This window comes from Corallococcus exiguus, assembly GCF_009909105.1.
In the GTDB taxonomy this organism is placed as follows: domain Bacteria; phylum Myxococcota; class Myxococcia; order Myxococcales; family Myxococcaceae; genus Corallococcus; species Corallococcus exiguus.
In genome coordinates this window covers 813,280-834,113 of the sequence record NZ_JAAAPK010000001.1, presented here as the reverse complement: position 1 = coordinate 834,113, position 20,834 = coordinate 813,280, and the positions used below count along the sequence as shown (strand labels likewise).

Annotated in this window: 20 protein-coding genes; 13 read left to right on the top strand and 7 right to left on the bottom strand. The window is 67.8% G+C overall.

Annotation, left to right across the window (positions count from 1 at the left end):
* Positions 1-20: 20 nt before the first annotated feature.
* The gene (locus tag GTZ93_RS03500) at positions 21-1,040 is read right to left on the bottom strand and encodes a zinc-binding alcohol dehydrogenase family protein (RefSeq protein ID WP_139916502.1); all 1,020 of its coding nucleotides are present in this window, start codon (positions 1,038-1,040) and stop codon (positions 21-23) included.
* A gap of 87 nt (positions 1,041-1,127) precedes the next feature.
* Here GTZ93_RS03500 and GTZ93_RS03495 point away from each other — a divergent pair, with 87 nt between their 5' ends.
* The gene (locus GTZ93_RS03495; RefSeq protein WP_139916500.1) at positions 1,128-1,508 is read left to right on the top strand and encodes a winged helix-turn-helix transcriptional regulator; all 381 of its coding nucleotides are present in this window, start codon (positions 1,128-1,130) and stop codon (positions 1,506-1,508) included.
* 13 nt (positions 1,509-1,521) lie between these two features.
* On the opposite strand, the gene trhA is transcribed toward GTZ93_RS03495, so the two are convergent.
* Positions 1,522-2,157 (bottom strand): PAQR family membrane homeostasis protein TrhA, encoded by a 636-nt coding sequence (gene trhA / locus GTZ93_RS03490; RefSeq protein WP_139916498.1) that lies wholly within the window; start codon positions 2,155-2,157, stop codon positions 1,522-1,524.
* Positions 2,158-2,306: 149 nt separating this feature from the next.
* Here trhA and GTZ93_RS03485 point away from each other — a divergent pair, with 149 nt between their 5' ends.
* Positions 2,307-2,945 (top strand): TetR/AcrR family transcriptional regulator, encoded by a 639-nt coding sequence (locus GTZ93_RS03485; RefSeq protein WP_169819916.1) that lies wholly within the window; start codon positions 2,307-2,309, stop codon positions 2,943-2,945.
* 2 nt (positions 2,946-2,947) lie between these two features.
* On the opposite strand, the gene GTZ93_RS03480 is transcribed toward GTZ93_RS03485, so the two are convergent.
* On the bottom strand, positions 2,948-4,861 hold the full coding sequence (locus GTZ93_RS03480; RefSeq protein ID WP_139916496.1) for a propionate--CoA ligase: 1,914 nt from the start codon (positions 4,859-4,861) through the stop codon (positions 2,948-2,950).
* 111 nt (positions 4,862-4,972) lie between these two features.
* Here GTZ93_RS03480 and GTZ93_RS03475 point away from each other — a divergent pair, with 111 nt between their 5' ends.
* The 4 genes from GTZ93_RS03475 (at position 4,973) to GTZ93_RS03460 (ending at position 11,495) form a co-directional block, all read left to right on the top strand.
* Entirely contained in the window at positions 4,973-5,371 is a 399-nt protein-coding gene (locus tag GTZ93_RS03475; RefSeq protein ID WP_139916494.1) for a hypothetical protein, read from the top strand.
* A gap of 34 nt (positions 5,372-5,405) precedes the next feature.
* The gene (locus GTZ93_RS03470) at positions 5,406-5,927 is read left to right on the top strand and encodes a hypothetical protein (protein WP_139916493.1); all 522 of its coding nucleotides are present in this window, start codon (positions 5,406-5,408) and stop codon (positions 5,925-5,927) included.
* A 173-nt stretch (positions 5,928-6,100) separates the two neighbouring features.
* Complete coding sequence (locus GTZ93_RS03465) at positions 6,101-7,960, top strand: hypothetical protein (RefSeq protein ID WP_139916491.1); 1,860 nt, start codon at positions 6,101-6,103, stop codon at positions 7,958-7,960.
* A gap of 40 nt (positions 7,961-8,000) precedes the next feature.
* The gene (locus tag GTZ93_RS03460) at positions 8,001-11,495 is read left to right on the top strand and encodes a hypothetical protein (RefSeq protein WP_139916489.1); all 3,495 of its coding nucleotides are present in this window, start codon (positions 8,001-8,003) and stop codon (positions 11,493-11,495) included.
* Between the two features lie 61 nt (positions 11,496-11,556).
* Here GTZ93_RS03460 and GTZ93_RS03455 read toward each other — a convergent pair whose 3' ends face one another.
* A complete protein-coding gene (locus GTZ93_RS03455) occupies positions 11,557-12,387 on the bottom strand; it encodes a hypothetical protein (protein ID WP_139916487.1) in 831 nt (276 codons plus the stop codon).
* Between the two features lie 304 nt (positions 12,388-12,691).
* Between GTZ93_RS03455 and GTZ93_RS03450 the strand changes: the two genes are divergently transcribed.
* Positions 12,692-14,044, top strand: coding sequence for a cytochrome P450 (locus GTZ93_RS03450; RefSeq protein ID WP_139916485.1), 1,353 nt, complete (start codon positions 12,692-12,694; stop codon positions 14,042-14,044).
* A 12-nt stretch (positions 14,045-14,056) separates the two neighbouring features.
* On the opposite strand, the gene GTZ93_RS03445 is transcribed toward GTZ93_RS03450, so the two are convergent.
* Both GTZ93_RS03445 and GTZ93_RS03440 read right to left on the bottom strand, forming a co-directional pair.
* Positions 14,057-14,524 (bottom strand): SMI1/KNR4 family protein, encoded by a 468-nt coding sequence (locus GTZ93_RS03445; protein ID WP_139916483.1) that lies wholly within the window; start codon positions 14,522-14,524, stop codon positions 14,057-14,059.
* A 4-nt stretch (positions 14,525-14,528) separates the two neighbouring features.
* Positions 14,529-15,152: a hypothetical protein gene (locus GTZ93_RS03440; RefSeq protein WP_167547802.1), complete on the bottom strand. Its 624-nt coding sequence runs from the start codon at positions 15,150-15,152 to the stop codon at positions 14,529-14,531.
* A 130-nt stretch (positions 15,153-15,282) separates the two neighbouring features.
* On the opposite strand from GTZ93_RS03440, the gene GTZ93_RS03435 reads away from it, so the two are divergent.
* The 6 genes from GTZ93_RS03435 to GTZ93_RS03410 all read left to right on the top strand — a co-directional run bounded on the left by GTZ93_RS03435 (position 15,283) and on the right by GTZ93_RS03410 (position 19,916).
* Positions 15,283-16,758, top strand: a complete 1,476-nt coding sequence (locus tag GTZ93_RS03435) for a DUF2252 domain-containing protein (protein WP_139916481.1) — start codon at positions 15,283-15,285, stop codon at positions 16,756-16,758.
* A gap of 37 nt (positions 16,759-16,795) precedes the next feature.
* Positions 16,796-18,100, top strand: a complete 1,305-nt coding sequence (locus GTZ93_RS03430) for an AHH domain-containing protein (RefSeq protein ID WP_139916515.1) — start codon at positions 16,796-16,798, stop codon at positions 18,098-18,100.
* Between the two features lies 1 nt (position 18,101).
* Positions 18,102-18,698 (top strand): imm11 family protein, encoded by a 597-nt coding sequence (locus GTZ93_RS03425; RefSeq protein WP_139916479.1) that lies wholly within the window; start codon positions 18,102-18,104, stop codon positions 18,696-18,698.
* Between the two features lie 63 nt (positions 18,699-18,761).
* On the top strand, positions 18,762-19,112 hold the full coding sequence (locus tag GTZ93_RS03420) for a DUF2019 domain-containing protein (protein ID WP_139916478.1): 351 nt from the start codon (positions 18,762-18,764) through the stop codon (positions 19,110-19,112).
* Between the two features lie 19 nt (positions 19,113-19,131).
* The gene (locus tag GTZ93_RS43380; RefSeq protein WP_139916476.1) at positions 19,132-19,506 is read left to right on the top strand and encodes a DUF2019 domain-containing protein; all 375 of its coding nucleotides are present in this window, start codon (positions 19,132-19,134) and stop codon (positions 19,504-19,506) included.
* 59 nt (positions 19,507-19,565) lie between these two features.
* Positions 19,566-19,916: a DUF2019 domain-containing protein gene (locus tag GTZ93_RS03410; protein WP_139916474.1), complete on the top strand. Its 351-nt coding sequence runs from the start codon at positions 19,566-19,568 to the stop codon at positions 19,914-19,916.
* 12 nt (positions 19,917-19,928) lie between these two features.
* Here the strand turns inward: GTZ93_RS03410 and GTZ93_RS03405 are convergent, their stop codons facing one another.
* Positions 19,929-20,831: a MerR family transcriptional regulator gene (locus tag GTZ93_RS03405; protein WP_139916473.1), complete on the bottom strand. Its 903-nt coding sequence runs from the start codon at positions 20,829-20,831 to the stop codon at positions 19,929-19,931.
* Positions 20,832-20,834 lie beyond the last annotated feature (3 nt).

The following is a 20,834-nucleotide window of genomic DNA, read 5'->3' as shown; positions in this document are numbered from 1 at the left end:
TTCACTGCCTCCGCGAGGACTCAGGGAAAGCCGCTGAGCACAATCTTGCCCAGCGTGCGGCCCGTCTCCACCGCCGCGTGCGCGCGCCGGAGGTTGGCGGCGGAGAGCGGACCGAAGTCCTGCGTCATGGTGGTCCGCAGCGTCCCCGCCTCCACCAGGTCCGCCACCGCGTCGAGCAGCCGCTGCTGGGAGAGCGGATCCGCGTCGTAGAGCGCGCGCGTGAACATCAGCTCCCAGTGGAGCGCCAGGCTCTTGCGCTTCATCGCGTTCACGTCGAGCGGCGTCTGCGGGTCGTCGATGATGCCCAGGTGCCCGAAGGGCGCCATCAGCTCCACCAGCTGCGCGAAGTGCTGCTCCGTCGCGGTGAGCGCCATCACGTAGCGCACGCCGCCCGGCACCAGCGCCTTCACCTGCTCGGCCAGGGGCTGGCGGTGGTCCACCACGTGGTGCGCGCCCAGGGACTTGCACCACTCCACCGTCTCCGGCCGCGACGCCGTGGCGATGACCGTGAGGTCCGTCAGCTTGCTGGCGATTTGAATCGCCATGGACCCCACGCCGCCCGCGCCGCCCACCACGAGCAGCGCATCCTTGGGAGTGCCCGTCTTCTGTTGGGGCACGCCCAGGCGCTCGAACAGCAGCTCCCACGCGGTGATGGAGGTGAGGGGCATGGCGGCCGCCTGGGCGAACGTCAGCCCCTTCGGCTTGCGGCCGACGATGCGCGCGTCCACGACGTGCAGCTCGGAGTCCGTGCCGGGCTTCGCGATGGAGCCCGCGTAGAACACTTCATCTCCGGGGCGGAAGCGCTTCACGTCCTTGCCCACGGCCTCCACCACGCCGGCCGCATCCCAGCCGAGCACGCGCGGCGAGGACTCCACCTTGTCCTTGGGCGCGCGGACCTTCACGTCCACGGGGTTCACGGAGACGGCGCGCACGCGCACCAGCAGGTCTCCAGGACCGGGCGTGGGGTCCGGCAGCTCCACGTCGACGAAGGCTTCGGGATGGTCACTGGGGAGGTACTTCGTGAGGGCGACGGCTCGCATTGGGGGCTCCTTTGCGTGCAACATCGTCCCGAAGGTCGGAACGGACAAGTACGCAGGATTTCCGCCCATACGCACGAAAAGGGAACCATGGCCCGGCACAAGACCTATGACTGCTCCGCCGGTTGTCCGGTGTCCGCGACGCTGGATGTGATTGGCGGCAAGTGGAAGGGGCTCATCCTCTACCACCTGCTCGAAGGCACGCTGCGCTTCGGCGAACTGCGCAAGCGCATCCCGGACGTCACGCAGCGGATGCTCACGCAGCACCTGCGCGAACTGGAGGAGAGCGGGCTCGTGCACCGGCAGGTGTACGCGGAGGTGCCTCCGCGCGTCGAGTACAGCCTCACGACGCAGGGCCAGACGCTGCGAGGCGTGATTGCCGCGCTCAAGTCCTGGGGAGAGACCTACCTGGGCCGGAAGGCTCCGGAGCTCGCGGCCTCGAAGCGCCGGCTCGCCGTGGCGGGGCGCTGAAGGGAAGCGCGCCCTACCCCGCCGCGCGCACCAGGCGCAGCACCAGCACGAAGTGCAACCCCGCGCCCACCAGCGTCATGGCGTGGAACACCTCGTGGTAGCCGAAGACGCCGGGCCGGGGATTGGGCCGCTTGAAGGCATACGCGAGCGCGCCCAGCGTGTACGCCAGCCCCCCGGCGATGATGAGCACGATGGCGGAAGACCCCACCGCGCGGAAGACGTCGCCGAAGTACGGCATCATCGTCCACCCCACCCCGATGGCCAGCGCCGCCGTCACCCACTTGGGCGCGCCCACCCAGAACATCGACTGGAGGATGCCCAGCAGCGCCCCCGCGTAGAGCCACGCCATCAGCGGGTTGCCCACCTCGGGAGGCAGCCCCAGCAGGATGACCGGCGTGTACGTCCCCGCGATGAGCAGGAAGATGGCCGCGTGGTCCGCCCGGCGCATCCACGCGCGGGCCTTCGGCGACCAGTTCACCCGGTGGTACGTCGCGCTGATGGTGAACAGCCCCACCAGGCTCAGCGCGTACAGCGCCGACGCCAGCATCGTGCGAGGCGTGGGCGCCATCGCCACCAGCACCACGCCCGCGCCCACCGAGAAGGCCGCCGCCCACTGGTGCAACACCCCGCGCAGCTTCGGCTTCTCCATTCCCAACACCACCGCGCTCACGCGCGCCCCATGACGGACTCGACACCCTTCGAAACGAAGCATTTCATGACGGTGGCGACTCCACGCTTCCCCTACGGAATGGTAGGTTTCGGTCCGGTAAGTTACCGATGGGTAGGTTAGAGGTCAACTTGAAGAAGAAACAGCGGCTCACGGGCGCGGAACGCCGGATCCAGTTGATGGAGATCGGCCGGTCGGTCTTCGCCTCGAAGGGCTACGAGGCAACCTCGATTGAAGAGGTCGCCCAGCAGGCGGGCGTGTCCAAGCCCATCGTCTACGAGCACTTCGGCGCGAAGGAAGGGCTGTACGCGGCCATCGTGGACCGGGAGCTGGAGGACCTGGTGGCGCGCGTGTCCGCGAGCATCGCGCAGGGCACGCCCCGGCAGCGCTTCGAGGACGCGGTGCTGGCGTTCATGTCCTACGTGAAGGAGGAGCCGGCGGGCTTCGCGGTGCTCACGCGGGACTCGCCCACGGCGGCGGCGCGGCGCGGACTGACGCGCGTCATCGACGACCTGGCCCAGCGCGTGAGCGACGTCTTCCGCAGCGAGTTCGAGCGCGCCGGCTACCCGTCCAAGGTGGCGCCCATCTACGCCAACGCGCTGGTGGGCATGGTGACGCAGGTGGGCCACTGGTGGGCCGCGGAGGGCAAGTCCTTCTCCACGGAGAACGTGGCCCGCCACGTCGCCGCGCTCGGGTGGATGGGATTGAGACACCTGCCCAAGGACCCGGCGGCCCCCGGCGCGAAGCGCGAGCCGAAGCGCCGGAGCTGAGGCTACGCCTTCGGAGGCCGCGCCTTGAGCGCCGCCTGGATGCCTTCCAGCGCGCCCGGGTCCTCGATGGTGGTGAGGTCTCCCGGCTCGCGGTCCTCCGCCACGGCCTGGATGCTGCGGCGGAGCAGCTTCCCGGAGCGCGTCTTGGGCAGGTTCGCCACCACGTACACCGCCGCGGGGCGGGCCACCGCGCCCAGCGTCCGGCCCACCGTGTCCATCACCTCGCGCGAGAGGGCATCCCGGTCCTCCTCGCGTTGCAGGCGCACGGGGTCCTTGGGCACGGCGAAGGCCATCACCACCTGGCCCTTGAGCTCGTCCTTCACGCCCACCACCGCCACCTCCGCGATGGCCGGATGGCCGCTGATGGCCTCTTCAATCTCACGCGTGCCCAGGCGGTGGCCCGCCACGTTGATGACGTCGTCGGTGCGGCCCAGGATGAAGTAGTCCCCATCCGCGTCGCGCGTGGCCCAATCGAAGGTGTTGTAGAGGGGCGTGTCGAAGCTCGCGAAGTACGTGGAGACGAAGCGCGCGTCGTCGCCCCACACCGTGGACAGACAGCCCGGCGGCAGCGGCGGCTGAATCACCAGCACGCCCTTCTGGTCCGCCGCCGTCACTTCTTCGCCGCTCAGCCCGTCCACCAGCTTCACGCGATAGCCATAGATGGCCGCGCCCGGTGAACCCAGCTTGCGCTTGCGCGGCTCCACCCCGGGAACGGGCCCGAGGATGGGCCAGCCCGTCTCCGTCTGCCAGTAGTTGTCCAACACCTGCGTGGACGGCAGCGCGTCCGAAATCCACGCGTGCGTGGGCGCGTCCAGCGGCTCTCCCGCGAGGAACAGGTAGCGCAGGCTGGACGTGTCGTGGCGCTTCAAGAACGCCGCGTCCTGCTTCTTCAGGATGCGGATGGCCGTGGGCGACGTGAACATCACGCTCACCTTGTACTGCTCAATGAGCCGCCACCAGACGGCGGCGTCCGGGCGGATGGGCAGGCCCTCGTAGAGCACCGTCGTCATGCCGTTCAGCAGCGGGCCGTAGACGATGTACGAATGGCCCACCACCCAGCCGATGTCTGAGGCGGTGAACATCACCTCGCCGGGCTGGCCCGTGTAGATGTGGCGCATGGACGCGGCCAGCGCCACCGCGTAACCGCCCGTGTCGCGCTGCACGCCCTTGGGCTTCCCGGTGGTGCCGGACGTGTAGAGGATGTAGCTGGGCTCCGAGGACTCCATCCACTCCACCGGCACCTGGGCCCCCTCGTGCTCGCGGCCCAGCGTGGCGAAGTCCACGTCGCGCTCCGGCGTGACGGGGCTGTTGGGCACGAGCCCCCGGTCCACCACCAGCACGCGCGCGGGAGGGTGCTTCGCGAGCGTGAGGGCCTCATCCACCAGCGGCTTGTAGGGGACGACCCGGCCCGCGCGCATGCCCGCGTCCGCTGTCACCAGCAGGACAGGCTTTGCGTCGTCGATGCGCATGGCCAGGCTGTGCGCCGCGAAGCCGCCGAACACCACCGAGTGGATGGCCCCCAGGCGCGTGCAGGCCAGCAGCACGAAGACGGCCTCCGGCACCATGGGCATGTAGACGATGACGCGGTCCCCGCGCTTCACGCCCAGCGAGCGCAGCATGGCCGCCGTCCGGTTCACCTCCGCGTGGAGTTGCGCATAGGTGTACTGGCGGCGCTGGTCCGTCTCGGTGGACTCGAAGACGAGCGCCAGCTGGTCCGCGCGGGTGGCCAGGTGCCGGTCCACGGCGTTGTGGCACAGGTTGGTGCGCCCGCCGACGAACCAGCGCGCGAAGGGCGGCCGGGAGTCGTCCAGCACCGCGTCGAAAGGCCGCTCCCAGTCGATGAGCCGGGCCTGCTCCGCCCAGAACGCCTCCGGCGCTTCGATGGAGCGGCGGTAGAAGTCCAGATAGCTGCCCATGCGGACGCTCCTGCGAAGGGGATGTGCGCGGACGATACCGGAAAGCCGCGCGGGAATAATCGCGGACCCCGGCGTAACCCCTTCAGCCGTTCCACTGAAGGAGTCCGCACCATGAAGCGTTTCACGCAGGCGTTGGGGATGTCCGCCGCGCTGGTCCTGCTGGCCGTGCCCGTGGCTTATGCCGGGTCGAAGACGCAGTTCTTCGTGACCATCAACGCGACCGCCCGCACGGCGTACGGCGCGATGGGCACGGCGCGCAACAGCGCGGACACCGTCCAGAACATCTATTGCCGCACCTTCGCGGACGTGACGTTGGGTGAGTCGGTGCGGTGCTTCGCCAACAACACGGCGAGCGGCAACGTGTCCTGCTACTCGTACTCGCCGGCGCTCGTCCGCAGCGTCCAGTCCGCCAACGACTCGGCGTACATCTATTTCACCTGGGACGCGGGCGGCGTCTGTCAGACCATCGACGTGCTCAAGGGCTCGCACCTGGAGCCGAAGGCTCCGTAGTCCCGCTGCTTGCGTCACGCCCCCGGAGCCTTCGATGAAGACCTTCCTCCAGACACTGTTGTCACAGGTCCCGGGCATCGCGCTCGGCATCACCGGGGGCGTGGCGCTGACCTTCGCCACCCTGGAGTCGCGGGTGGAGCGGATGCTGGACGCGAAGCTGGAAGCGCAGCTCGCCCGACTTCGTCCCCTCGTGCAGTCCCGCCCCGCACCCGCTTCCGTCGTGATGCAGGCACAGGACTCCCGCGAGGAGCTGCGGCTCATCCGGGAACAGCTCGCCGTGCTCGCGACCCGGCAGCCCATGGAGGCTCCTCCGCCCACGGAGCCCGTGGAGGAGGCGCGCCCGGCCCCCACTCCCGAACAGGTGGAGGCGTCCCGTCAGAGCCAACAGGTCCTGGCGGAGGCCATCACGAGGGGCCGCTGGACGGAAGCGGATCAACAGCGCTTCCACCAGGCCCTCCGCGCGGGGACCCGCGACGAGCTCGAGGCCATGGAGCAGCGCCTGTCCCTGGCCATCAACAGCGGCCAGCTCCGGCCGGCGCTGGGCGACGAGCGGTAGCGCGTGACACGACGCACGTGCGTCCTGTCAGCACGCAGCGTGGGGCGCGTGCGCGGGCCGTGGATGTGATCACGCGGGGTTGAGCCCTGGTCCTGACCTTGCAGTTGGAGCGGGTGCGTCCGTGAAACAGGTTTTGTTTCACGGCAGGTGTCCCCCTCTTGCCAGGTCCTTCCGTGACGATCTCCACGACCCTCACCATCCAGAACAACTCCGGCTGCCCCATCGATGGCCGTGGCACGCCTGACTACAAGGACGGCACGCTCAGCGGATCCGCGCCCGCCACCAGCATCGCGGCGGGCTCCAGCACGACCTTCAAGATCGAGCAGAAGAACTCCGTCTCCCCCGGCCCCGAAGGCACGGTGACGTACAAGCTGGAGACGGGGAACGAGCAGGTGCCCCTCTCCTTCTACTGGGACTTCGCCAGCGGCCCGGTGCACGAGGAGCACTACACCGCCACCACGAACGCCAGCCTCGCGCCGGTGGTCATCACCCAGACGGACGCGAGCGGAGACCACCACGCGACCACCTACCGGGTGGACTTCAAGCCGCGCGCGCCCCATGAGTGGGACCTAGTGTGGGCGCTGTCCGTGGGCCTCATCAACAAGCAACTGCACGCGCTGCGCTACTACCAGCTCATCCCGTCCTCCTTCACGCAAGCCGCCAGCGGAGGCGCGCAGCTCACCGTGACGGCCATGGGCGACCCGACCGTGTCGGTGCCCGACGACCAGACGACCCACCTGGACGTGCACCTGCCCTTCACCACCGCGACCCTCCAGTACGTGGAGTCAGGCGCGACGAAGACGCAGGACCTGTCGGGGACGACGGTCATCGTGTCGCTGGACCTGTCGCAGGCGCAGGTGACGGACCCCAACACGCTGGCCGCCACGTCGGAGGCGAAGCAGCACATCCAGGGCCTCCAGTCGCTCAACTACTCCGTCTACCGCCTCTTCCTGGACCTGGCCCAGCCGTCGCTGTTCCGCGCGCTCCAGGTGGTGAACGCGAGCAACCAGTCCGTGTCACTCAGCCAGGCCGCGCAGAGCGCGCTCCAGGCCACGCTGGCCGGCGTGGGGCACATGGACGTGGCGTACACGACGCAGGCCCCGGGCAGCCCCGCGAGCATCGTCCCCACGTTCGCGAAGGAGCGCACGACCCGCTACAGCACCAACGGGAACTTCAGCACGCTCAACGTGTGCATGATGAGCCGGGGCCGGAAGGAGCCCAACTGGAACTCGCGCTTCGGCTTCCCCGCGCCGCTGGCCGCCACCACCAACCCGGACGGCACCCCGGCGGAGGCCCGCGCGAGGCTGTTCCTCAGCCAGGACACGCTGGGCGAGGGCTACCTCAAGCCGACGGTGCTGCCCGCCATCCTGAGGGCCTCCGGCATCCCCGGCACCATCTCGCGGCTGGCGCCGCTGATGTACCAGTGCGTCGGCTCGCGCAATAACTCCAGCAAGAACGACGGCCGGGGGGAGTTCGTCCAGGTGGACAACGGCTTCGACCAGTACGTGCGCGGCACGGAGACCATCGTCTTCACCACCCAGCCCAACCTCACCCAGACCGACCGCTGCACGGTGGCGATGAACGGCCAGTTCCAGGTGAACATCGAGGCCAGCCAGTATCCCCTGGACTTCATCGGGCTGGGCCTGAAGGACGTCCTGGGAAAGGCCACCTACGTGCAGCCCTGGACGGGCACCATCACCCTCGCGGCCGGAAACGGCGGCAAGCTGGTGACGTCCGTGAGCATCGTGCTGGGCAAGGCCCCGGCGCCGGACGTGGACAAGACCCTGGATGGCTGGGTCTTCAACGCGTTGAACAAGCTGTTCAACTGGTCCTCCACGTCGCCGCAGGACGAAATCACGCAGAAGGCGCAGGACTTCGCCAACAACCTGGCCGCGACCTTCCAGAACAACGCCTCCATGTCGCTGGATATCGAGGACTGCGTCGTGCTGCCCACGGGCTCCGCGCATGACTACAGCCAGTTCGTCTTCAACTCGGAAGGCGCCGTCCAGGTGGACGTGTCGTTCCCCGGCTGAACGTCCCCGTCCCTTCCAAAGACATCCAAGGAACCCATCCATGTCCCAGACAACCCAAACGGGCTCGGCGACCGTTTCCTCCAGCCTGATGTACAACTACCTGGCCGCCACCTCCGTGGACGCGGCCTATCCCCTCGCCTCCGCGGAGGACACCGGCGGCTCGCCGCTGCTGTTCAGCGTGGGCGCGTCCTCGGCGAACACCGCGCGCAAGACGCTGTGGGTGATGTTGCGCGACACCACCGTGACGACTGGCTGGCGCCAGGTCGAGCTCAGCCCGGACGCGAACCACGACGTGCAGGGCTACGCGGTGGTCCAGGCCCCCTCCGGCCAGGTCATCATCGCCGTGGCCATGGATGACGGCGCGGGCGGCAGCCACGTGTTCGTCTCCCCCGCCCTCACGCCCACGCCGGACGGCGGCCCATGGAACACGCTCAACACGGCGTGGGTCCAGCGCAACGGCGCTCCCGGCGGCATGCCCGTGCAGCGGCTCCTGCTGGGCGATTTCGTCAGCGCCAGCGAGGCGCCGCTGCTGGTGGCGGAGGTGAAGAACACGAACGGCTCCACCGGCCGATACTTCGTGGATGCGTCCACGAGCGCCACGAACAGCGCGTGGGTGAACTGGGCGCCGCCCAAGGACATGCAGACGCTGCACGACGTGGTGGTGGCCCGAGCCTCCATCACCGGCATCTCCTATCGGGGCACCTGGTCGCTGTTCGACGACAACACCGGTAAGCGGTGCCTCACCTTCACCAGCCTCCTGGACCCGTCCACCAACACCACGCATTCGCTGTCGGTGACGGCGCCGTCGGGCGGCCGCTGCCTGTGGGCGCTGGAGGACCGTCAGAACCAGGGCCTGAGCGCGCTGTACGTGGGCGGTGACGGGCTGTCGTGGTTCCCCTCCACGGGGCTGAAGAACGCGAAGAGCACCGCGCTGGCCATCGCGTCCTCGAACGTTCTGTCCGGTGTCACCTCCGTGCTGGCGCAGCAGGACTCCCAGCGCGTCAGCGTGTGGGCGGTGGACGGCAGCCAGCGGCTGTTCTCCCTGAACAACACGGTGGGCGCCACGGAGGGCTGGTCCGCGCCGCTCCAGCAGCGCGAGCACGTGGCCCGGCTGGCCCCGCGTCGCAACCAGAAGCGCTCCACGGGGGAGCTGTTCGTGACCTCCACGGACAACAGCCTCATCACGTACCTGTGGCAGGACCCGGACACCACCGCGTGGCAGAACACGGACATGGTGCTGCCCACGCTGGCCAACGGGCAGGAGTTCCCCAGCTACACCACGGTGGTGCGCTTCACCGACGCGCAGGGCGCGGCGCTGGTGGGCCAGCCGGTGCAGGTGAACTCCTCCGAGTGGTCCCGCGTGATGGTGAACGGCTACTGGACGGACCTGGACACCAGCACGCGCGTGGAGGTGAAGACAGATGCCAGCGGCACGGTGACGCTCATCAACAAGGTGTCCGACGTGGGCACGCCCGTGTTCCGCTTCAGCGCGCCGTTCCTCGCGCAGGACGTGACGGCGGACCCCAGCGCGGAGCTGCGCGCGAACCTGGCCGCGAAGCTGAAGGGCCAGGACCTGTCCCAGTGGACGAAGTCGGACGGCACGCCCATGGTGCCCCCCGGCGCGGACCCGGACCTGGTGGCGCAGGTGCAGGCGTCGCTCCAGCAGCTGATGGACAACATGGACAGCCTGCCCGCGGACGGCTCGTCGGCGCCCCTGGAGCCGGCGGCGCCCACGGCGATGGCGAAGACCCAGACGTCCTTCGCGGTGCTGGGCAACGTGACGAACGCCATCGAGACGGCCGCGGGCGACGTGCTCCAGGCGCTGAAGAGCGCCGCGGGCGCCGTCTACGAATACGTCATCCAGCCCATCCTCAGCGGCACGAAGACGCTGCTCCAGTTCTTCGTGAAGATTGGCGAGCAGGTGGTGACGTTCGTCGTGCGCACCATCAAGGAGGCGCTCCAGCTCATCAGCTGGCTGTTCCAACAACTGGCGGTGCTGATTGAAGACATCATTGCGTTCCTGGGCTTCCTGTTCGCGTGGGACGACATCCTGGCCACCCAGCGCGTGATGGAGGCGATGACCAAGGACGTGGTCCTCGCGCTCGCGGGCAGCATGAAGGGCATGGAGGCCTCCATCACGGAGTACTTCAACGGGCTCATCGCGAAGTGGGACGGCGTCTGCCAGACGGCGCTGGGCATGCCGGACGTGACGACGCAGCAGGTGGTGACGCAGACGCAGGCCGCGCAGACGCCGGAGCAGAAGTCCGCCACCGACTGCCTCACCACCAGCCCGGGCGCGACCTTCTCCTCCTACCAAGTGTCCCACGGCGGCATCGGCGACAGCACGGCCGATGACTCCGACGCGCCGGTGGCGCAGGCCGTCACCGACTTCCTCCAGACGGTGGGGAACATCCTGTCGGACGTCGCGGACTCGGTGAAGGAGCTGTGCCAGGGCCTCCAGATGATGGTGCGGCAGGGCACCGTCAGCCTGCACTCCATCGTCCAGCTGTTGGCGGGCGAGGCCGCGAAGACGCTGCTCGCCGCCGCCAGGGACCTGCTGGTGGGCCTGTGCGAGGTCATCGCGGACGTGAGCCAGGCGATTCTCGACGACGTGCTCCTGCGCCCGTTCAACATCCCGGTCCTGAGCTGGCTGTACAAGAAGCTCACGGGCGAGGACTCGCTGACGATGCTGGGCGCGCTCAGCCTGCTCGCGGCCATCCCCGTCACGATTGTCTTCAAGCTGCTGACGGGCCATGCGCCCATCCCCGAGCAGAAGCAATCCAGCTTCATGCGGGTCATGACGCCCTGGCGGACGACGTCACTGGTGGCGCTGCCCGAGTCGAAGGACGACAACGGCGACAACGTGATTGGCGACTCCGCCCACAACTACTCGGTCATCGGCGGTGCGCTCTCGATCATCTCCTCGTTCTGCTACACGCTCTTCCTGACAGGGGGGCAGCTCACGAAGAGCGCGCCCGCGCAGCGGTGGTTCTCCACCGGGCAGACCGTCGCGACCTGGACGGGGGTGGCGGGGAGCTTCCCCTTCGACGAGGACGTGCCCTCGCAGCAGTTGGACCGGATGGTCTGGGCGCTCTATTCCCTGGAGGCCGTGGTCACCGGACTCGTGTCCCTGCTGAGCTGGACGCGGGGCGCGGACGTGGAGTCGAAGGGACTGGCGAAGGCGCTGGAGATGACGGACAGCACGCTGCTCACGTTCATGGGACTCGTGAGCCTGGTCCTGTCTGTCGTCAGCTACATCCTGGAGCTGGATGGGGAGATCGCCCCCTCCGTGCCCTACCACTCCACCTTCTGGGACACGGAGAAGTTCGGCGCCAACGTCCTGTCCTTCGGCGGCATGACGGGAGAGGGCATGGCGGGCCTCATCCCGGGCGAAGCCGACAAGGCGCTCATCCTCGCGGGCTCGGCGGTCGCGGAGTGGGGAGCGCTCCTGCTCGACGTCACGCGCTGGGCGGACGCCGTCCTCTACAACAACCCGGGTGACGGCTCGAACAAGAAGCTCTTCCAGCTCTGGTGAATCCCACGCCCCCGTCCCCTGGCACGAAGCCGGGGGACGGGAGGTGTTTCACCGAAACGGCTTAGCGAGCCTGGGCGCCGTCGGCGCTGACCAGGGCGGTGGCCTCGTTCACGATGGTGTAGCTGCCGGCGGAGCCCTTCACGTCGATGCCGGAGAAGTGGCGGTAGGGATAGGCGCCGTCGCCGATCTGCTCCACCAGCTCCAGGGTGTCACCGGTGAGCTGCTGGCCATTCACCTGGGTGGTGAAGGTCTTGCCCTTGAGGCTCATGCGCCAGATGCAGGCGCCGTCCTCGGTCTGGGGCACGGAGTCCGCGCGCACGGCGAACGGGAACGGCAGATGGCGGAAGTCGATGGCCGCGAAGCCCCAGGCCATGTACACGTTGCCCATCCAGTCGGTGAAGATGACGACGCGGGCCGCGGGCTCATGGGTGCCGCCGCCCTGGAACACGCCGTCGCGGTACACGTTGACGCGATAGGTGGAGCCACCGGCCGTGCCGGTGAAGGCGGGCGCCACGGACAACTGCGACCCGTTCGCGCTCGGCGTGACGCTCAGGGTGCTGACCACCTGGTCCGCGTCACGCGCGGCCAGCGAGAACTGGCCCTGACCGCCGCCCAGGTTCATCCGCGCGGCCTGCTGCCAGCCCGTCGCGTTGGAGAACCGGCTGGCCACGCCGTTCGCGGTCCCCTGCGCGAGCCCGAACACCTGGAGCCCCTCCGCCGTGGCGGCCAGCTGCGCGTTGCCCACCGCGCAGCTCTGGATGCCATTGAACCGCGAGACACAGCCCTGCGCCTGCGACTCCTGCGTGCCCGTGGGGGCCTGCGCGCTGTCGTCCGGCCCCTGGCAACCCGCCAGGGACAGGAACGCCGCCGCCATCACGAATCCGGTCTTCATCGTCCGCATGTCTTCAACCTCGAAATGGGGTGTGTTTCACCCGGTGGGTGAAACACCGCGCGCGAGACATCCGCCCCGCGAGCGGTGCCGACGGCCTCTGCACCCTCCGAGCCAGTAACATGCGAAAACAAATTTCCCTGACTCCCATGCAAAAACAGCTGACGCGGTAAGTCGCGGTGGCCCCGCATGTCACACGCGGCTGGGTTTGTAGCGTGCGCCGTCACCGTTGGGCCTCCACCGGACTGGCTCGGGTACACTCGAGCGCTCGGGAAGGTCTTTTGTGCCCCCGTCCAGGAGTTGCCGCATGCACGCCGCCCCTTCCGACTCCGCGGTCCTTCCGCCCTCACTTCCCGCGGGGCTGCCGTGGGTGGGCCAGGGGCTGGAGTACCGGAAGGATCCGCTGGGCTTCTTCCTGCGCTACGCGGACCGGGGCGCGGTGGTGCGAACCCGCTTCGTGGGGACGGACGTCTACCTGCTCAACACGTCGGAGGCCATCGAGCACGTGTTGGTGAAGAACTTCCGCAACTACCCGAAGGACGCCTTCCAGAAGCGCGCCCTGGAGGCGGTGGTGGGCCACGGCCTGTTCACCAGCCACGGCGACTTCTGGATGCGGCGGCGGCGGATGATGCAGCCGGCCTTCCACAAGAACCTGCTGGCCGCGCACGGGAGCGTGGCGGTGAAGGCCGCGAACACCTGGATGGCGTCACGGCGGGAGGGCGAGGCGTTCGACGCGTACCCGGAGATGATGGCGCTGACGTTGGACGTGGTGGCGGAGACGCTCTTCGGCGCGAACCTCTCCGCGCAGGCGAGGGAGCTGGGACGGGCGATGGAGGCGGTGATGCTGCATGCCCAGCACCTCTTCGACACGCCCATCACGCTGCCCGCCTGGGTGCCCACGCCAGGACAGCTGCGGTTCAGGGCCGGCCTGCGCGCATTGCACGCCGTCGTGGACGACGTGGTGGAGCGCCGAAGGAAGCAGGGAGGCCCTGGAGAGGACCTGCTGGGCCTGATGCTGGAGGCACAGGCCGAGGACGGCGAGCACCTGACGGACGCGCAGCTGCGCGACGAATGTCTGACATTGATGATCGCCGGACATGAGACGACCGCCGCCGCGCTGGCGCTCAGTCTGTGGTTGCTGGCGCGTCATCCGGAGGCGGAAGCAGCGCTGCGGCGGGAGCTGTCCACGGTGTTGGGAGGCCGCGAGCCCACGGTGGCGGACCTGCCGTCACTGCCGTACTGCGAGCAGGTGGTGAAGGAGTCGCTGCGTCTGTATCCGCCCGCGTGGGGAATGAGCCGGGTGGCTGAGCAGGACGACCGGATGGACGGAGTCCACGTGCCAGCAGGGACGGTGGTCGCGTGGTCCCAGTGGGCGCTGCACCGGGACGCGAGCCACTTCCAGGAGCCGGAGTCCTTCCGACCCGAGCGCTGGGCGGACGGGCTGGAGCGGCGCATCCCGCGCTTTGCCTACTGTCCCTTCGGAGGAGGGCCCCGGCTCTGCATCGGCGCGGGCTCCGCGCTGATGGTCATTCGCCTGGTGCTGGCCACGGTGCTCCAGCGCTTCCACTTCGACGCCGCGCCGGGGCCCGCACCCGAGGTTCTTCCCGCCATCACCCTGCGTCCAAAGGGCGGCATCCCGCTCACGCCACGGGCGGTTTAGCGCCCGAGGTGCCTACTCCTCGCGGAGCCAGAACCAGCGCCCATTGGAGCGGAGCGCTCCGCCGAGGAACGCTGAGAACGAGTTTGCGATCTGGCGGCAGTAGTCCGGGTTCGGGAACGCTTCGTTGTAGCCATCGCGGATGGAATACCTGCCGTCCTGCTGGCGCCCCACGTCGAGCAGAATGTAATTGCTGTCCTGCACTTCAGCGATGACGTACCAGGACGCGGGCCCCCCGCGGTCGGTGTCGTCCTTGCGCATCACCACTCGCGCACGACGAATCCGCTCCAGGGGAAGGAATGAGAAGGCAGGGTCGACTGAGTCGAACAGGTCCGCGCCATCGCAGTGCAGATAGAAGGCGCGAAGGTCCGGATCCAGGCGCCATCCCACCCTTTGCTCAAACGCTTCGATTTGTTCTGGCGTCGCGGGTGGGCGCGCGTGGTGGAGGCGTGACACCTCTTCGAGCATCTCCCTCATCGACATGGGCCTACTCTCCATAGGGATGGTCCGGGCCCACCTGGGTCCACGGAGGCTCGTTCGCGTAGCACTGGTTATAGAGGCCAAAGAGATCCTGGTGGATCTCCTTGGGGAACGGGAGGACGTTGTCCCAATCCGTGGGATTGCCGCCATGCCAGAGGTCGCGGATGTGGTGCCCCTCGAAGGGCTTCCCGTTGGCCTCGGTGGGCCACGCTCCGAAGCGGTCCGCCCACTGCCCACGAAACCCCTCGCGTCCGTTCTTCCAACGACTCCGGGCGGCTTCTGTCTGCTGCGAGCTGAGCGTCCCGAAGTTGCAGCAGCAGTGCGCCATGCCAAAGCGGCTCCCGGCCCTGACCACGGTGCCCGCGAAGTCCATCTTCACGTCCGCCAACCACATGCAGCCCTGAAGCACATGCCCACTCCCGGCGCACTTCTCCTGGCAGTAGGTCATGAGCTGCGAGCTGCACTGCCACGGCCCGTAATAGATGACGGTCCGGAACTGGCCTCCGCCGGGCACGTCCACTTGGGGTCCCACCCACTTGCGGACAGGCCCGGTGGTGGCGGCGGGGAATGGCGTTTCGGCGCACGCGGTCAGGAGCAGCGCTCCAACGAGGACTACCAGTTTGAGCTGCATCGGGTGGGACTCTACTCAACGGTGAACACTGCATCCGCCCCTGCTCCAGGGGTGGGCGATTTTCCGGCCCCGGACGCTTCCGGTTCCGAGATGCCGGTCCCACTTTTGGCGGTGAGGAGTCACACACCCCATGGATGCGGACGGCACATCCGAGCTGGGAGCCGCGAAGGTTCCCCTCGTATCCAACCAGAAACAGCAGCGCACGCGGCGCACGCCCCGGAAGCTGAAGCCCTCGCGGCTGCAGGCCGTGGACTTCCGCTCCGTGGAGGAGCGCATGGACGCGGGCCGCGCCCTGCGCAAGCGCTGTCCCCGGAGCAGCCACGCCGCGTGGAAGGCCTTCCGGGGACGCGACCCGCTCGCGCAGCTCAAGGAGTCCGACGCCACGCGGTTGCCGTGGCTGGTGCCCGTGCGCCATGAGCGCATGTCCGAGTCCCCGTTCGCCTTCCTGCGCGGCACGCCCTTCGTCATGGCGCGCGACCTGGCACACACGCCGCACAGCGGCCTGCGCAGCCAGATTTGCGGCGACGCGCACCTGGCCAACTTCGGCCTGTTCGGCACGCCCGAGCGCAACCTCATCTTCGACCTCAACGACTTCGACGAGACGCTGCCCGGCCCCTTCGAATGGGACGTGAAGCGCCTGGCCGCGAGCTTCGTCGTGGCCGCGAAGCAGAACGGCCTGGGTGCCCGCTGCGGCAAGAAGGCCGCGCGCAAGGCCGTGGAGTCCTACCGGCTCACGATGCGCGAGTTGACGACCCGGAGCCTCCTGGAGGTCTGGTCGCTCCACGTGGACGCGAAGGAGCTGAAGAACTCCGACTCCGTCGACACCGCGAAGCTCGCCGCGGAGGCGGTGGAGAAGGCGAAGCGCCACACGAGCGCGCACGCGGTGGAGAAGCTCACCGTGGAGCGCAACGGCCAGCGACACCTGGCCTACCAGCCGCCCCTGCTCTTCCCGCTCAGCGCGGTGAAGATGGACGTGTCGCCCAAGGAGCTGGATCGGCGCATCAAGCGGCTCACGGTGGGCTACCTGGAGTCGCTGGACGGCGCGGTGAGGGATTTGTGCCTGCGCTACCGGCGCAAGGAGTGGGGCTTCAAGGTCGTGGGAGTGGGCAGCGTGGGGCTGCAGGCCTACGTCGTGCTGTGTGAAGGCAACGGCGGGGAGGACCCGTTGGTGTTGCAGCTCAAGGAGGCCAAGGCCTCCGTGCTGGAGCCCTACCTGGGTCCCAGCGAGTTCCACAGCGCGGGAGAGCGCGTGGTGGTGGGCCAGCGGCGCATGCAGGCCTTCTCCGACCTGTTCCTCGGCTGGACGGAAGTGGAGGGCATGGGCGCCTTCTACGTGCGCCAGCTGCGCGACATGAAGGGCTCGCTGGACGCGGAGAAGATGGAGGGGCCGGTGTTCCAGGACTACGCGGACGCGTGTGGAGCCACCCTGGCCCGTGCCCACGCGCGCACCGGAGACGCCGCGCTCATCGCGGGATACCTGGGCGGCAACGACCACTTCGACGAGGCCATCGCGGAGTTCGCCTGTGCCTATTCGGATCAGGTGGACTCGGACTACGGGCACCTCATCGACGCGCAGGCGAAAGCCCTGGAGGCCCTGACGCACTGAGGTCAGGATGCCGCGCTTCCTGAGCTTGGGGAGCGCCATGAGGCTGGCCGGAGCCGTCACGCTGTTGCTGCTGCTCGCGACGGGGTGTGCGACCCGCCGCATTGTCCATATCGATACCGGGAGCGGACCCCGGGTTGTCCACGAGCCGGTGGAGGCCGCCCCGGTCCAGGTGAGCGAGGACGCGTTCACGTCCGCCCTCACGCAGCTCATCCTGGACATGCGCATGGACGTTGCCTTCCGTGAGGCGGAAGCAGCGGATGCGCGAGGGTGGGTGCGGTCCAGGACGCTGCTCGCCTCCTCAAAGGGCCTCGCGGACCCTGGCTCGGGGAGTTCGCCTGAATCGTTGTACGCGCGCCTCTGCCCCGAGAAGGATGACTGCCTGGACCTGGTAGGCGGGGCGGGGCTGACGTTCTCGCGCAAGGACCGGACGCTCATGGCCTTGTCCTTCGCGCTCGATAGCGTGTGGGAGAGCGTCGAGGCCGAAGTTGGCAAGATGCTCAACCCGGCGGTACTCAAGGCCATGGTGACGTCGGCCGCGCTGAGCGTGCTTCTCACCATGACGCTGCCCGAGCCTGTCACCAAGGTCATCGCCGTGGCGCTGACGGCCGCCATGGTGGCCTACCTGGGCATCGTGCCGGTCTGGGAGATCGGCCGGGGCTTCGTGCGACTTTGGGATGACGCAGGGACGGCAACGGCCGTCATCGAACTGCAGGACATCGGTCACCGGTTCGGGCGGGTGTTGGGGACCAACGGCACGCGCGTCCTGGTGCTGCTCGTCACGGCGGCGCTTGGCGGGAAGAACGCCATGGCGGCCCAGGGCCCCAAGCTCCCAGGCTTCACCCAGGCCGCGCTCCGAGGACAAGCCGAGGCGGGATTCTCACTTGGGGCAGCGCTGAATGGGGGCGTGACATCCATCGCGCTGCCCGCCACAGGTGTGCTCAACGTCACGCTCGCACCGGGTGCCGTCGCAGCGATTGCGATGTACCAGCAGGGACGAATACCCGGTGACGCAGAGGGCCCTGTTCATCACATCTGCACCAACAAGAATCTGGTCTCCGCTCTGTCCGGCGGCCCGTGGACACCGTTGTGTGAAAAGCTATTCGGCCGAGCAGGAATGAAGCTGGACGATGTTGCGAATCAAGTGCGACTGAACTCCCACCAAGGTCCGCACCCTCGTGCGTACCATCAAGCCGTGGTCAACCGACTTCAAACAGCACTGGGAAATTGCAGGTCCCAAGGGACGTGTCGTGACCGCCTGCTCGAAGAGCTTGCGAGGATTGCCAATGACCTGCTTACGCAAGGCTCGGACTTGCGGCGCATGATTGTGAAAGGCGGGGAGTAAGATGGCGCGCGTATTCCATGCCGTGGAGATTGCCGATGTGCCCCAATGGTGCCTCGACACGCCCGCACCAGCAGCGGGTGGCACCCTGGATGAGCCTTGGATGTTCGTAGAAGGCAGGTTCGTGAAGGAGCCAGGGCGCCTCAAGACCAGGCCTTTGAGCCTGGGCGAGATGCGGACCCTGACGGTGGGCAACGCGGATCAGACGCCCGTCGCGAATGAGCAGGCCGCGAGCGTCTTCCGTAAACTTGCACCTGACGACGTACAGTTGTTCCCAGTTGATGTCGAGGGGACACCTGGACGGTTCTACATCGTCAATGCAACCAAGCGCTTCCAGTGCATTGACGAAAAAAACTCTCGGGAGGTTCAAGTATACCCTCCAGACGGCGCTGTGCCTGAACGGGTGGGAGAGTACCGCTCGATTACAGGCCTGCGGATTGACACCTCGAAGCTTGACGACGTGCATGTCTTTCGACCGAAGGGGTGGGAAGTCGCCCTGATTGTTTCCGAGGAGATCAAGAACGCACTTGAGGAAGTCGGGAATCTGGGAGTGCATTTCGAGCGCGTGACGGGCCCGCATGAGCCTTTCGAAAGTGGCTGAGCACGCAACCCAATGCGATTTCGGCTTACTCGTAATAGAAAACATCAAGAAGGGAATCTGGCGATGACTTTGGAGGGTCTGGTCAGGGAGTTTGCCGAGAATGTCGCGGCACAGACGGACGCGATCTTCCAGGTGGGTGCGGATCCCGAGGACAAATACGGCGACCGGTACATCGCGGCCTTTGACGAACTCCGTGCCCAAGGTAACAAAGGAAGAGAGGCGCTTTGTATCCTCCTGAAACACCCCAGGATGGACGTGAGGGCTACGGCTGCGGCCTTCCTGCTCCGTTACCGCACCGCCGCAGCCGGGGCGGTACTGGAAGAGGCTGCAAAAGGAGAGGGGCTTGTTGCCTTTGGCGCCCAACAGACGTTGAGAGGGTGGGAAGAAGGCGTCTGGGACCTGGATCCGGAATAGGGGCGGGCCCCGCTCGAGCATGAAGACACAGGACCTCAAGGCGTCAGGGACAGAGGAGTTGATTGCGCGTTTTCGCGAGGTTTCAGCCAGGCACGGGCGCCTACTGAATGCGCGCGACACTCGGGCTGCAAACAAGGACTACCTTCTCGCGGCAGCCGTCAGGAGAGAACTGCGTACCCGTGGGTCCGATGCGGAGAAATGCCTGCTGCTATTGCTGACCGATCCGGAGCCAGGAACGCGGTATTGGGCCGCGACAGCCACCCTGGGCTTCGCTCCCAGCGAGGCAGAACGTGCGCTTGCCATGTTGGCGGAGCCGCCGCCGACTCTACTGAGTGTGAGTGCGGCCATGACCCTTGATGCGTGGAAGAGCGGAACCCTTCCCCAGGAAGGGTAGAACCGTTCCAGTTGGCGGACCGGATGCGTGGCGGCCCCTGAAGGGAGACGTACCTGGCGATGACTCTGGAAGGATGGGTCAGGCAGTTCGCGGACAACGTCGCCGCCCAGACCGACGCGATCTGGCAGGGCGACGCGAAGGCCGGAAACCGACGCGCGAGGAAATACATCTCCGCTTTCGAGCAACTCCGGGCGCATGGGGATGCAGGCCGCGAAGCGCTTACGGTGCTTTTCAGTCATCCAAGGATGGATGTGCGAGTCATGGCCGCGGCCTACCTGCTTCGCTACCGGACGCATGAGGCACGCGAGGTCTTGATGGAGGCGGCCAGGGGCGAAGGACTCGTGCCATTCAAGGCAGGGCAGACCTTGAAACGCTGGGATGAGGGCACCTGGGCCCTGGATCCGGAATAGCGACGAGGACGCTCAGCCCGCCATCCGCGTCCAGTCATCTTCGTGGGCAAAGAGCCTCACACCCTTGCGTTCGCAAACCTCCGCGTGCACCTGGGCGGCGGGGCCTCCCACCCAGAGGGGCAGGCCCTTGGGCAGTGCATCCCTGATGCGCGTGAGGACATCCTCGAACACCGTGGCGCCCCGGTTCGTCACCGCTGACAGGCCCACCACGTCTGGCTTTGCCCGGGCCACCATCTCGCCCAGCCCTTCCGTCGGCACGCGCTGCCCCAACAGCGTCACCCGCATGCCCGCGTGGCGCAGCCGCAGCGCAACGCCCAGCAGGCCAATCTCGTGCTCCTCCTCCGGGAAGCACGCCAGCACCGCGTGCTTGCGTCCTCCCCGTGGGGCACCGTGCAGCAGGCTCACCAGCCGCTCGCGCACGACCTGCGTCACCAGGTGCTCCTGCGCGACCGTCAACGTGCCCGCGTGCCAACGGTCGCCCACCTCGCGCTGCACCGGCACCAGCACGTCCTCGAAGGCTTTCAACGGCGGCAGCGCCGTCAGCACCTCGTCCAGGATGCGCACGACGCGGGGCTGATCATATGCCTCGGCCGCGGCCATCACCGCCGCGCGCCACGTCTCCGGCTGCGACCCGGTCCGCGCCTGAAGATTCTCGATGGGCGCGGAAGACACCACGTCCAGCTCCGCGCGCAGCTGGGGCAGAAGCTTCGCAGCCTCGCTGATGGCAACACCCTCGTCCGTCAGCGCCTTGAGCCGCTTGAGCAGGGCTACGTCACGGTCGGTGTAGACGCGATAGCCCGCGGGCGTGCGCTCCGGCTCGAGCACCCCGTAGCGGCGCTCCCAGGCCCGGATGAGCTCCACCCGGACCCCCGACAACTCCGCGGCGATGTGGATGCGATAGGTGCGCTCAGCCATGGT